This window comes from Pelagibacterium flavum (genome assembly GCF_025854335.1).
GTDB lineage: Bacteria > Pseudomonadota > Alphaproteobacteria > Rhizobiales > Devosiaceae > Pelagibacterium > Pelagibacterium flavum.
This window is the reverse complement of the sequence record NZ_CP107716.1, coordinates 3,027,314-3,039,341: the sequence shown is the minus strand read 5'-3', so window position 1 is coordinate 3,039,341 and position 12,028 is coordinate 3,027,314. Positions and strand designations below refer to the sequence as shown.

The following is a 12,028-nucleotide window of genomic DNA, read 5'->3' as shown; positions in this document are numbered from 1 at the left end:
AAAACAATAATGGCGACTGCCGGTACATCATACGACTCGCTCGAACTGCCCACGGCCATGATCGATGTGGCAACCCCTGCTGCCGATTGGATCGTCGTGTGGCCGGTTGCCCTGGCGCTTCTCGGCGCGGGTCTGCTCGTCATGCTGCGCAACCAGCGCCACGTCCAGCTTACCTTTGCCGCGGCGGTGATCCTGGCGATCATGGTGTCCAACATCTACCTGCTTTTGCGCGTCTTTGAGAGCGGCCCGATCGCCATGACCATGGGCAAATGGCTGCCGCCTTTCGGCATTACCTTTGCTGCGGACATGACCAGCGCGCTGTTTTCGCTCGCCGCGTCCATTGCCGCGCTCGTCGTCGCGTTTTACGCCCAGGTCGAGCTGACTGACCGGGGGCATCGCTTCGGATTTTACCCGATGCTGCTGCTGCTCTTGTGCGGGGTCAGCGGATCGTTCCTGACCGGGGATATCTTCAACCTCTATGTGTGGTTTGAAGTCATGCTGATTTCCTCGTTCGGCATGATGATCCTTGGCGGGCGAAAGCTTCAGCTTGATGGCGCCATCAAATACGGCTTTCTCAATTTCCTCGCGACCACGTTCTTTCTCGTCGCCATCGCCTATCTTTACGGCCTCACCGGAACGCTCAATTTCGCCGATCTGGTCGCAAAAGGCGCCGATCTGCCCATCGGTCCCCTGGTCACGGTCTCGGTGCTGTTTCTTTTCGCCTTTGGCGTAAAGGCGGCGGCCTTTCCCGCCAATGCCTGGCTGCCCGCCTCCTATCACACGCCCGCCGTTTCCGTGTCGGCCATCTTTGGCGGTCTGCTGACAAAGGTTGGCGCCTATGCCGCCATTCGCGTGCTCACCATGGCGCTGCCCGAAGGCTATGCCCAGATCCAGACCGTGATTGCCGTTGTCGCCTTCGCGACGCTTATTCTCGGGCCGCTGGGCGCTTTGGCGCAGACCAATCTGCGCCGCGCCGTGGGCTTTCTGGTCATCGGTGGCATCGGCGCCATTTTCGCAGGCTTCGCGCTGGGCACGACCCATGGCATCGGCGGCGCAATCTTTTACGCCTTCCATTCCATGCTTACCGTTACCGCCTTCTATCTTCTGGCGGGCCTGATCGAGCGCATGAGCGGCACCAGCGATATTCGCAAGATGGGCGGCATCTATGGCGCCAGCGCTCCCATGTCGATCCTCTTTGTCATCATGGTGTTTGCCATTTCCGGCCTGCCGCCTTTCCTTGGCATCTGGCCCAAGATCTTGCTGGTCGAGGGTGGCATCCGCGCCGCAAACTGGTGGCTGGTTTTTGCAGTCCTGTTCAACTCGTTCCTCACCGTCATCGCCGCCAGCCGTCTTTGGGCGCACATCTTCTGGCGCAATGGGCAGGAGGGCGAGCGATCCGAACAGCCCAATGACGATTTGCGGCCCTTGTCCGGGCGCGAAATTGCCATGGGCCTCGTGCCGACAGCGGCCCTTTTTGCCCTTATCGTGGTTTTCGGCCTTTTCCCCGATTGGCTCTTTACCGCATCGGGCATTGCCGCTCATGATATGCTCTCGCCCACAAGCTATATAGACGCCGTGTTTGCACAGGTGCCCCAGCCATGAGCTTTGCCTTTCTGGTCATAACACTGTCGCTGGTCTGGGCGGCCGTCACCGGCTCCTTCACGCTGCTCAATCTTCTGCTCGGGGCCTTCGTTGGCGCGATGGCTGTCCTGTTCATCCGTGATCGGGTGGATCGGCCCCATATGACTCGCCGGTTTGTTCGCGCGATCTCTCTCGCCGCCCTGTTTTTCTATGAGCTTGCCTTGTCGGCGTGGCGGGTGGCCATCCTTGTCGTCTCGCCCAATATGGAAAAGCGGCTTGCTCCGGGTATCATCGCCTATCCGCTCACGGTCACGAGCGATGCTCAGATCACCCTGCTTGCAAACCTGATTACGCTCACCCCCGGTACGTTGAGCGTCGACGTGTCCGATGATCGCGCGACGCTCTACATCCACGTGCTCGAGATGAACGACCGCGAGGATGTCATCGCTTCGATCAAGAACGGGTTCGAAGCACGGATCATCGAGGTGTTTGAATGATGTCGGGCCCCGAATTTCTCCATCTGGCCACCACGGTTTCGCTCGGTGTTCTCACCGCGGCGCTTCTCGTCACGATCTATCGCATCGTCGTTGGCCCCAGCCTGCCCGACCGTGTGCTGGGCCTCGATATGCTGATCGCCGTGGTTATCGGCTATATCGCCGCAATCGCCCTGCGCACCGGCTTCATGCTCTATCTCGACATCGCCATTGCATTGGGGCTGGTCGGGTTCCTGTCCACCGTCGCATTCGCCAGGTTCATTCTCCAGCGCTGGCAGATCGACGCCGCCGCTCGCGAAGATCATCTTGAGGAGAGCCGGAAATGATCGTCGAGACGCTCTATTATCTCGCCGGCATTATGGTGATCGTCGGCGCCTTGTTCAGTTTCGCAGCCGCCCTCGGCATTGTGCGGCTGCCGGACCTCTATACCCGCATGCATTCAGGCTCCAAGGCCGGCACCGTCGGTTCGGGGCTCACGCTACTTGCCATAGCGCTGGTCAGCTTTGACGGTTCTGTGATTCTGCGCGCCTTGATCGGCTTTGTCTTTTTCATGCTGACTGCGCCCATCTCGGCACATCTGTTGGCGCGGGCGTCTTACATCGCCGGCTACCGTCCCACGACACACTTCGTTGTCGATGATCTGGAGAAATCCGGCGGATTGCCAAGTAAAGAATAATTCACTCTAAATTTTGCCAAGTTGTTGCCCGATGGTTGCATAATTAGCAAAACAACATTAATTGCGGAGTAAGGGGTTCCCCCGGGCTCAGCCCGCCCCGGCAAATAGCTCCCATACGCAAGAAGGGATTTTCGATGACCGCTCCGGCGAATGCCGAGAACAGGGCCGAGTTGGACCTTGTTGAATACAGTACAGAAATTGTCGCTGCCTATGTCAGCCACAATGCTATCAGCCCGACCGATCTGCCGAAATTGATTTCGGAAGTCCATGCAGCGCTTCGTTCGCTTGGCGCGGAAGAAGCCGCCGCCCCGGTCGAAGAGAAAAAGCCTGCGGTTCCCGTGCGCAAATCGGTCACGTCCGATTATATCGTCTGCCTTGAGGACGGGAAAAAATTCAAGTCGCTCAAGCGGCACCTGCGCACCCACTACAATCTTTCGCCGGAAGAATACCGCGAAAAATGGGGCCTGCCTGCTGACTATCCGATGGTCGCGCCGTCCTATTCCGCCACGCGTTCCAAGCTGGCCAAGGACAATGGACTGGGCCGCAAGGCCGGTTGATACTCAACACATTTGAATCGTGTAAGGTCCGCGTAAGCGGCCCTTTTCGTATCCGCGCTCCCGGTTTCTGAATTTCCGGACACCCACTTATCCCCGCATTGCCACGTCTCCCGTATAGGAATTATATCCTATCTATGAGAGAGTGGTCCTATGGCGATTTGGATATCCACGGCAGCACGGCTTGAACGTAATCGGTTGTCGGAGGCGCAACGACGTAACTGCAAGCTTGTCGTCCGCACCGTGTCAGCCGAAACGGGGGTGCGGTACTGCGATTTTTTCGCTCCCTCGCGCATGCGCCTGCACACGGCTGGCGCTCGGCAATTGGCAATGTATCTGTGTCACGTGCTTTTGGGCATGACCATGACCCAGGTCGGCCAGTTCTTCGGTCGGGACCGCACAACGGTCGCCTATGCCTGCGGGCAGGTCGAGGACATGCGCGACGATGGAGGCGAATACGATCGTCGCCTCCTCGAACTCGAAGAACGCATCGACAAGGCGCGACATCGGCCTTGCGCGCTCGAGATCGCAATCGGGGAGGACAACTATGCCCGCGGCTGATGCTTGGCCGGCCGCGTTGGGGCAGTTGTCCCGCGCCCGCAACGGAGAACCGGCTTTTCTCGAGGCTCATCACCTGGAGGCGGCCTCGCGTCTGCAGAAGCTGTTCGAGCGCAGCCGGCTACGGGCCCGCACCACCATGAATTATGGCCCCCGCGTGGATCGGGGGCACGGCGGGCATACTGACGATGTTGGCGATATGGCGCTTGATGCCCGGCGGCAATTGGCGGCGATCTACGCCGATTTGCCCCGTGATTGCGCTCAGATCGTCCTGGATGTCTGCGGCTATGAAAAGGGTCTTCAGGATATCGAGCGCGAACGGGGATGGCCCCGGCGCAGCGCAAAGCTGGTGCTGCGTATCGGGCTCGAAGCGCTGGCAGCCCGGTTCGGCTTGACCGCCAGCGTCACCGGTCGGGAAACAGCCACGACCCGAAACTGGCTCGGCGACGGTGCGCGACCCACCGAGTTCGGTTAAACCTGCACAGCGGCCTGCGCGTCAGCGCGCAGGCGCGTAACCATGGCCGCCAGCCCGTTCGAGCGCTGTGTGGAAAGATGCTCGCGCAGCCCGATCGAATCCAGAATCGGAAGCGCGTCGGTCGCCGCGATATCGGCTGCCGTGCGGCCCGAATAAAGCGCCAGGACAATGGCCACCAACCCCCGCACGATCATCGCATCGGAATCACCCCGGAAGGTCAGCACCGTGCCCGCGTCACTTGGCTCGCTTTCGGTCACCAGCCACACCTGCGATGCGCATCCATGCACCTTGTTGCTGGCGCTGTGCTCGTCTTCGGTCAGTGGAGCCAGGCTCTGCCCCAGCTCGATGATGTAGCGATACCGGTCCTCCCAGTCGTCGAGGAAGGACAGATTGTCGGCGATTTCGTCAAAAGCGGCTGTAGTATTCATGCCCGCTATTTAGTCCCTGATCCCATCCATTGGAAGGGGGCAGGTCCATCAGTATGCCCAAGCGGGACGGGGAGGGGGGAAGGCACTCATTGTCGCCGGTTCCGTTGCCTGCGGCGTGGCGATCTGGGCCAACACCGTCCGCCCCACGGCGCACTCGACGCTTTGGCAGTCTGCGGGCATCAGCGTTTGGCTGACCGCCTGGGCGCCCTGGCTGGCCAGGCGTTCGCCGGTCGTGCGCGCTGAAGCGCCGACATCCATGCCCGCACTGGGCGCCATGATGAGAAAGGCGGCGGAAAGCCAGAAGGCGGAACGAACAACAAACATGAAACCAAACCTCGTCGTCCGGGACATATGGACAGCGTCGAGGGACAGGCTAGCGTTCCGCCGTGAAGCATTTTTAGCAAACTCGCCTAAAATTTTATGCGTATTTTGTCCAAATGCCTTCGGTCTCGACAGCACGCCGTTAAGCAAGACTCTGTTTACGCTACCCCCAGAAACCTGCCCCGAACGTTCACCGATTCCGGTTCGAGCCTGCCTCAGGCCGTCCGACTTAATGGTGTCTTAGGGCTTGGGTGGAAGTGTGGTCCAGCCGAGGGACGCCGTCCTGAAGCAAGGCCGCAGCGTATCGCGGCATCTAAAAGTTGAGCATTTCATGCGTAACCCCTTTGCGGATTTCACTATTGCCTCTCAGTTTGCGGCGGCCCCCATACGGTCCGGCCAGCGCAATACCGTGCTGCATCGTGTTCTGGCGCTCAACACACTCGCAATGATGGCTGGCCTGGGTCTGACGATGGCCTTGTCCCTCGTCATGCTTTTTGGCGGCAATGTTGCACCCCTGGTCGCAACAATGGTCGCCTCGGGGCTTGTCGCGGTTTCGGGTGCCCTGCTTTTGCGCGGCGATTTCGAACCCACAATTGCGGTTCACGCCCTGGCGCTCGGCCTAGCCGCCGCAGTGATCGCCGTGGGCGATCCGGCCATGATCGATCTTGGACTTGCTTTCGCGCTTATGGCCGCGCTTTACGGCCAGGTCCTCGCCAAGAGCCGATACCGCGTGCTCGCCTGGTCCATTCCGGCGCTGGTTCTCTTGGCCAGTGCATTTGCAACCGGCCCCGTTTCGGCGGCATTGCAAGGCTCGCTGCAACCCTTCGCATTCATAGCACTTGCCGTTTTCGCGGCGGTGGCGGCCATCAGTGCCACCCGGCTCGAAATTATCTCGGCCGAATCCCCGGTATCCCAGACCCGCGCCTTTGCAGTATTGGCAGAAAACATCCTCGGCGCCGTGGTGCGTTATGGCGCGGATGGCGGCCCGGTCTTCATTTCGCGCTCTGCGGGCAATCTCCTGGGCTGCCGCACCTTCGAGCTCGACGGCGCCGGCCTTTTCGAGCGCGTCCATGTCATGGACCGTCCCGCTTACCGCAAGGCCATTTCGGACGCATCGAATGGCACCGGGGCAAGCACCATCGAACTGCGTCTGCGCCGCGACGATGCCGAACCGGGCGCCGGAGCGCGCTATATCTGGGTCGAATTCGCGCTCGCGCCGCTGGAAGGCGAATGTGCCACCGGTTCATCGAACGACGTGTTGGCGGTCCTTCGCGATGTCAGCGCGCGCAAGGACGCCGAGCGTCAGGTCGATGCGGCGCGCAAGCAGGCCGAAGAGGCCTCGGAAGCCAAATCGCGCTTCCTTGCCACCATCGGCCATGAGTTGCGCACGCCGCTCAACGCCATTGTGGGCTTTTCCGACATGATGGCCGAAGGGATCGGCGGCACGCTGTCTCCGACCCACGCCGAATATGCCGGCCACATCAGCCGCAGCGGCCATCACCTTCTCGACGTCGTCAACATGCTGCTCGATATGTCCAAGATCGAGGCCGGCAAGTTCGAGGTTCACGCCGAACTGTTTGCGCCCCAGGCGCTGGTCGAGCCGTGCATGCAGATGGTTGAAACCCTGGCCCGCGATCGTGCCGTCACCATCGAGGCCGCGGTTCCCGAGAAATTGCCCCAGATCATGGGCGATGAGCGGGCCTGCCGGCAGATTTTGATAAATCTGCTCTCCAACGCCGTGAAATTCAGTCATGATGGTGGCATAGTCACGCTGGCCATGCGCCGCCAGGGCAAAATGCTCGCCATCTCGGTCAGTGATTCGGGAATAGGCATGCCCCCCGAGACGGTCGAGCGGATCGGCGAGCCGTTCTTGCAGGGTCAGGACAGCCTTTCACGGCGCTACGAGGGCACCGGGCTGGGCCTCTCGATCGTCAAGGGGCTGGTCAGCCTGCACGGGGGCCTGCTTGATGTGGCGTCCGAGCAGGGCCTGGGAACCACCATAAGCGTGCTCCTGCCACTCGAAGGCCCGCTGGGCGCAGGCAAAAGCTCGGCAACCATCGAACATCTTTACGCGACCAAGCGCGATAGCGACGAAAACAAATGGCTCGAAGACGAAAAAAGAAGCGCAGCACAATGAACGCCGGCATTGCCCAGATTCCCCTCGCTCTAGGCGCTGGTGCCGCCAGCATGATCGGTCACGCCCTTTCGTGGGGCGCTACGCGTTTTGCCCGTTCGCCCATGGCGTCGACCGGCCTTGTGCTGATCTCCGGTCTGACCCTGATGGCGGCCACCAACGCGCTGTTTCTGCAAGACACGCGCCACCCCGCGCCGCTGTTTACGTCAGGATCGGCAGGTGCCGCGCAACCTGTGTCGATCGAGCCGGTCGTGGTCGAGCCCGCCGAGATCCCGCAGCGGCCCGTTGCTGAACCCGTCGCACCTGTGTCAGCGCCCGCCACGAGCCAGCAGGCAGAAGCGCCCGCCCCGGCCGCGCAAGAGTCCGCACCCCCGGCCATTGGCAACCAGGACATTGCCGACCTGCAGGAAAAGCTCAAGGCGATGGGTATTTTCGATGGCACTGTCGATGGCTATTACGGCCCCCGGACTGCTGACGCCATTCGCGATTTCGAGGCACGCTTCAATCTCCCGCGCACCGGCGCCGCAACGCCTCAGGTGATCAAGGCCGTAAGGGAAGCTCCCTTGCAAACCTCTCAGGCGCCGCAACCGGCCCCGGTTGCCGCGGCCCCGCAAACCGACGATATCGCCCCGCTTCTCGCCCAGATGCAGGAAACGGCCCCGACGCCGGCCAATAGCGTCGAGCGCCAGACGGTCGCCGATATTTCGCCCGATGTACCCGTCGCCGATCCCCAGGCGCCCGAGGCAACGGCCGAGCCCAGCGTTCCAGCCGTTCTTAATGGCGATCTGGTCAGCGATATTCAGCGCGGCCTGAGCCGTCTTGGCTTCCTGCAAGGGCCGGTCAATGGTGTTGCCGACGAGGCGACGGCGCGCGCCATTCGCCAGTTCCAGATTTTCAACAATTACCGGCCGACAGGCGAAGTCAGCCCCGTGCTGCGTCAGATGCTGGTCGAGGCCGGGGCTTTCCTGTAACGCTGGCCTTCATGCAGCAGCTTCGGTCGGACATCTGGTGCGCCGCTTTCGTGCGCCGCCACAACAATATGGGCAATTTCTGCGTCGTTTCGCGGCGTGGCGATTCGATTGCCGGCCAGATCTGGATCGAAGTCGACCACCTGGACGGTACGGTCTCGCTCTTTACCCCGGCCCCCGGCGCCTTGATGGACACGCCTCCTGACGACCGTGTGTTCCAGAAGCGTTTCGAGCGCACCGACCCGCAGACCGTCAGGGATCGCATTGCGCGAGAAATCGAGTTCGATCAGGACCTCTGGGTCCTCTCTGTCGATTGTCGCACCGATGACCTTGGGCTCGATCTGATCTAGGGCCAGACCTTAGGACTAAATCGACATTCAGTCATTGATGCCCCAACAGGGTTGCCGATTGTTCCTAGCCCGCCTTGCGCGCGGATTTCATCCGGTCGAGAGCCTCGATGGCCTGATCGCCCACGGTCCCGGTTCTCGACGCCGGATTGGCTTCGGGTGTCCGCCGGCTGGGCTCGACGAAACGCGCATACTCGGGCCGGGTGAGTTCGGCGGGCCGGACATCGCCCCGCCAGGCGCTCATCACATAGACCATGGCTGGGACGCTGATTTCATCGAACATCCGCGCAAAGCTCGCGAGTGTCTTGGATCGGTCGGCATCGTGGCTGGTCGCATGAATGAGCACTTTGAGCCCGTCATAGGACGTGCACCCGAAGGCCCGCAGCACCACGAACAGCGCTGCGCCGCTCGTGTCGTGGGCGATTTCGGCGCAACGCATTTCATCGAGCCCGGTGATCTGGCTGAGAAGGCGCGTGATCTTTGGCCGGCGGTTTTCCGAGAACAGCTTCATGAGCGCCCCGGTAAATTCGTTGGTGGCCACCGAAATCTGCTCGAATGTCCGCATCATGGGCGCTTGCGGCAGATTGCGGCGGGCATAGGCGCGCAACACGTTGATCCGGCCCTCCTCGGGCAGATCGAAGAATACGCCGGTCAGAAGCGCCGCGTCGAAATCCTCGCGCCCGGCAAGGATCGCGGCGACTTCGTGGTCCATCTCGGCGGAACGGGTCAGCGCGTTGAGGTAGGCGCCACGGGGCGCAATGGATGTGTTGGCAGCCAGCGCGCGATAGACCTTGCGGCTGTTGATCGGAAACAGCCGGGCCAGGATGGCATTGGACAGGGCAGGGCGCCGGGCGATGGCCGCGATCACGTCCGTGTTGCCCTTGTCGATCAGCCGCTCCAGCAAATCGTCTGAAAGCGATTGCGCGCGTTCGAGATGGGCGATCAGACCGGTGCCCAGATGGTCATAGACCAGGATTTCGAGCTGGGGTGTCAGGTGCTGCGCGCTCGCCAGAATACCCGCCGCCTTGGCTCGGGCCGTAGGTGCGGCTGTGGGAAACAGGCGTCGGGCCAACGCCTCGAACTGCTCGGCCTCGGCGGCCAAAGGCTTGCTGCGTCGCGCATAGGCATCGCATGCGGCCACCAGAAGTGTGTTGGCCCGCTCGACGCCGCCGGTTTCAATCAGCAGCTGAAACGTTTCGTATGGCTGAAAGCCGATCATTTGGTCGACTCGATCCCCCGGTCCACTCTTGCTTGTTGCTCACTATTGACTGAGATTCGTTAGCGGACTGTTAACCTTGACGAAGTCTTAATGCGTAATGTTCGGATCCGGGACGGCATGGTGCCGGCTGGGGTAAGCGGAGGACCGGACGCACCACGAGGCCAATTATGGGTATGCTGGTAAAATTCAGCCCCAAGGATGCCCGCTCTGCACCGGCAAAAGCCGGCGGACCGGGCGCGCAGGTCATATTGTTCACAGGGGTTCGCTATGAGCGCGGGGCCGGAGGGCATAAGCCCGCACCGGGGCCAAAGATCAGGCGGACCCGCAAGGGCTGAAGATTTTGAAGGACTGGTTGCTTGGCGGCGCATGTGCAGCCGTAGCGTGTTTGTTGCTGTCCGGCTGCGCCCGGCCAACGGGTGATTTCGGCCGCGCAGCGCCCGGCGTGCTCCATGATCGTATCATGCCGACCCTGGGAAATGCGCGCGCTGCAGCCGATGGCGAGCCCGTTTCGGCCTTCAATCAGACCGATCAGGAACGCGAGATGCATGACCGTGTCTGGCGTTTCCTCATCGCGCCGCACGCTCATGACTGGTTCTACGACACAGCCGTCGAACTTCAGCGCACCCGCATTGCAGCCAATCTCGATACCCGGTTTATCGCGGATCGCTATTATTCGACCCTGCGCAGCACGCAGTACCAGTCTTCTCGGGTCCGATACCGCAAGGTGGCAGATGATATCGCCATCGACATCGCAACCATTCCCACAACCTTCGCCGCCATCTGCCGCGTCATCGAAGTGGACCGCCAGCGCGCCATAGCTGTTTCCAACGTGACACTCGCCGCCCCCGACGCGGCGGCGCAGGTCGCGGCCCGCAAATGGGAAAACGACCAGACGATCGGCTGGTTTACCCGGGCGCTCACCTACCGCTATCAGTCCTATTCTGTCGCGCTTGAGCGTCTTCTCGTCGAAACGCCGCATGAAGAAGGTCGCGTCGTGGACGCCCAGCTTGCGCGGATGCAACCTTACGTGGCTCGGGCCCAGGCGGGCGATTTCTGCCTTTCCGGCGGGGACGGATTGATCTTCAAGGACACGGCCATCGCCTCGCGTTACGCGACGGCGCCGTTCACGCCTGAACCGCTGGTACGAAAGTAGGCCTACCGGATAGTCGAGCAGCTCAGCTGCGACAGCGCCTCGCGATAGCGCTCCCGCATGGCCGGATGCGGCGGAGCCAGCCGCACCACGACAGCAACGTCGTTGCCTTGTGCCTCAACGATCAACAGTCCCTCGTCGATCTCGAAACGCTGCTCGGCCAGAAGCCGGGTCTGGGCGGGGTTGAAAAGGCCCATATCCAGCAGATCCCCCGATCCCGAACGGTTGGTCGTGGAATAGATCACATGCCCGTCATTGTTGAACACCGCGACCGACCAGAACGCCAGCGGCAACTCCCCGTTGACGATACCCGGCCCGTCGCCCAGTTCCAGGCGGCACACGCCATAGAGCAGTTCGGGGTCCAGTCCCAACGGATTGGCTTGGCCCGGGGCCAGATCGTCGAACACGACCAGGGTTTCGAGCGGCGCGCTGTCCTCCAGCCGATGCCACACGTCGCGCACTGCCGCGCCGGGCAGGGTGAGAATGACAACCAGATGGATCAGTCCGCCCAGCACCACCCCGCCCAATATCCAGAACAGCAGCCGGCTCATTGACAAGCCACCTTCTCGATTGCCGGCATGGCCTCGATTGTGGTGTTGGCGCCTGAAAAAACCACGGCATCGTAAAGGGTCAGGGCGAGGGTGAACGAACCGGTCCCTTCGATTTCCAGCCAGTTGCCCGGTCCCATGCTGGCGCCGATGCTCGCATTGAGCCCGCCATCGTCCCATCGCGCGACCCGTTCGCTGTGCAGCGCGGGAAGCTCGCGCGAAGCGGCGATGTTTGCGCCCGTCAGGTCGGTTGCCACCAATGTCCAGAAGCTCGCGCCCGGCACCTTGCCAGTCACCCGGTACTGGCACCGCGCGTCCAGCGGATCGCCTGCATCGTCGGTGGCTGCCGTAAATTGCAGCCCCTCGGCATAGCCAAGCTGGAGGTGCCCGTTGCGGGCCAGATAGGCCCGGCTGTAGGGATTCGGTGTCGGCTGCCCGATATCGGGCCATGCGGCCCATGAGCCCACCCGGACCGCCGCAAACAGCCTTCCATCGGTCAGCGCATAATAGCTTGCGCCGAACCCCACCGAGAGGGCGACCGCAAGGCCAACCAACAGTCGGAAAATCAGTCCCAA

16 protein-coding genes are annotated in these 12,028 nt (G+C 61.8%); 11 read left to right on the top strand and 5 right to left on the bottom strand.

Annotation, left to right across the window (positions count from 1 at the left end; genetic code table 11):
- The first annotated feature begins 9 nt into the window (after positions 1-9).
- The 7 genes from OF122_RS15285 to OF122_RS15255 all read left to right on the top strand — a co-directional run bounded on the left by OF122_RS15285 (position 10) and on the right by OF122_RS15255 (position 4,338).
- Positions 10-1,602 carry a Na+/H+ antiporter subunit D gene (locus tag OF122_RS15285; protein ID WP_264225052.1) on the top strand — a complete coding sequence of 531 codons (1,593 nt, stop codon included), beginning with the start codon at positions 10-12 and terminating at the stop codon, positions 1,600-1,602.
- Entirely contained in the window at positions 1,599-2,078 is a 480-nt protein-coding gene (locus OF122_RS15280) for a Na+/H+ antiporter subunit E (RefSeq protein WP_264225051.1), read from the top strand. The genes OF122_RS15285 and OF122_RS15280 overlap by 4 nt, the downstream gene beginning before the upstream one ends.
- Positions 2,075-2,401 carry a cation:proton antiporter gene (locus OF122_RS15275; RefSeq protein WP_264225050.1) on the top strand — a complete coding sequence of 109 codons (327 nt, stop codon included), beginning with the start codon at positions 2,075-2,077 and terminating at the stop codon, positions 2,399-2,401. The genes OF122_RS15280 and OF122_RS15275 overlap by 4 nt, the downstream gene beginning before the upstream one ends.
- Positions 2,398-2,751, top strand: coding sequence for a monovalent cation/H(+) antiporter subunit G (gene mnhG / locus OF122_RS15270; protein WP_264225049.1), 354 nt, complete (start codon positions 2,398-2,400; stop codon positions 2,749-2,751). Before OF122_RS15275 ends, mnhG begins: the two co-directional genes overlap by 4 nt.
- A gap of 134 nt (positions 2,752-2,885) precedes the next feature.
- Positions 2,886-3,308, top strand: a complete 423-nt coding sequence (locus tag OF122_RS15265) for a MucR family transcriptional regulator (RefSeq protein WP_264225048.1) — start codon at positions 2,886-2,888, stop codon at positions 3,306-3,308.
- 150 nt (positions 3,309-3,458) lie between these two features.
- Positions 3,459-3,866: a helix-turn-helix domain-containing protein gene (locus tag OF122_RS15260; RefSeq protein WP_264225047.1), complete on the top strand. Its 408-nt coding sequence runs from the start codon at positions 3,459-3,461 to the stop codon at positions 3,864-3,866.
- Positions 3,853-4,338, top strand: coding sequence for a DUF6456 domain-containing protein (locus OF122_RS15255; RefSeq protein ID WP_264225046.1), 486 nt, complete (start codon positions 3,853-3,855; stop codon positions 4,336-4,338). Before OF122_RS15260 ends, OF122_RS15255 begins: the two co-directional genes overlap by 14 nt.
- Here OF122_RS15255 and OF122_RS15250 read toward each other — a convergent pair.
- Both OF122_RS15250 and OF122_RS15245 read right to left on the bottom strand, forming a co-directional pair.
- A complete protein-coding gene (locus tag OF122_RS15250) occupies positions 4,335-4,766 on the bottom strand; it encodes a SufE family protein (protein WP_264225045.1) in 432 nt (143 codons plus the stop codon). The two genes, OF122_RS15255 and OF122_RS15250, sit on opposite strands and share 4 nt — an antisense overlap.
- A gap of 48 nt (positions 4,767-4,814) precedes the next feature.
- Positions 4,815-5,090 (bottom strand): hypothetical protein, encoded by a 276-nt coding sequence (locus OF122_RS15245; RefSeq protein ID WP_264225044.1) that lies wholly within the window; start codon positions 5,088-5,090, stop codon positions 4,815-4,817.
- A gap of 328 nt (positions 5,091-5,418) precedes the next feature.
- Here OF122_RS15245 and OF122_RS15240 point away from each other — a divergent pair, with 328 nt between their 5' ends.
- Genes OF122_RS15240 through OF122_RS15230 form a run of 3 tightly spaced genes read left to right on the top strand, consistent with a single transcriptional unit; the run spans position 5,419 to position 8,539 of the window.
- Positions 5,419-7,224 (top strand): sensor histidine kinase, encoded by a 1,806-nt coding sequence (locus OF122_RS15240; RefSeq protein WP_264225043.1) that lies wholly within the window; start codon positions 5,419-5,421, stop codon positions 7,222-7,224.
- Complete coding sequence (locus OF122_RS15235) at positions 7,221-8,192, top strand: peptidoglycan-binding domain-containing protein (RefSeq protein WP_264225042.1); 972 nt, start codon at positions 7,221-7,223, stop codon at positions 8,190-8,192. Before OF122_RS15240 ends, OF122_RS15235 begins: the two co-directional genes overlap by 4 nt.
- 11 nt (positions 8,193-8,203) lie before the next feature.
- Positions 8,204-8,539 carry a DUF1491 family protein gene (locus tag OF122_RS15230; RefSeq protein WP_264225041.1) on the top strand — a complete coding sequence of 112 codons (336 nt, stop codon included), beginning with the start codon at positions 8,204-8,206 and terminating at the stop codon, positions 8,537-8,539.
- A gap of 64 nt (positions 8,540-8,603) precedes the next feature.
- Here OF122_RS15230 and OF122_RS15225 read toward each other — a convergent pair whose 3' ends face one another.
- Positions 8,604-9,755, bottom strand: a complete 1,152-nt coding sequence (locus OF122_RS15225; RefSeq protein ID WP_264225040.1) for a DUF2336 domain-containing protein — start codon at positions 9,753-9,755, stop codon at positions 8,604-8,606.
- 460 nt (positions 9,756-10,215) lie between these two features.
- Here OF122_RS15225 and OF122_RS15220 point away from each other — a divergent pair, with 460 nt between their 5' ends.
- Positions 10,216-10,908 carry a hypothetical protein gene (locus OF122_RS15220; protein ID WP_264225039.1) on the top strand — a complete coding sequence of 231 codons (693 nt, stop codon included), beginning with the start codon at positions 10,216-10,218 and terminating at the stop codon, positions 10,906-10,908.
- 2 nt (positions 10,909-10,910) lie between these two features.
- Here the strand turns inward: OF122_RS15220 and OF122_RS15215 are convergent, their stop codons facing one another.
- Positions 10,911-11,456 carry a DUF1254 domain-containing protein gene (locus tag OF122_RS15215; protein WP_264225038.1) on the bottom strand — a complete coding sequence of 182 codons (546 nt, stop codon included), beginning with the start codon at positions 11,454-11,456 and terminating at the stop codon, positions 10,911-10,913.
- The gene (locus OF122_RS15210; protein WP_264225037.1) at positions 11,453-12,028 is read right to left on the bottom strand and encodes a DUF1214 domain-containing protein; all 576 of its coding nucleotides are present in this window, start codon (positions 12,026-12,028) and stop codon (positions 11,453-11,455) included. Before OF122_RS15210 ends, OF122_RS15215 begins: the two co-directional genes overlap by 4 nt.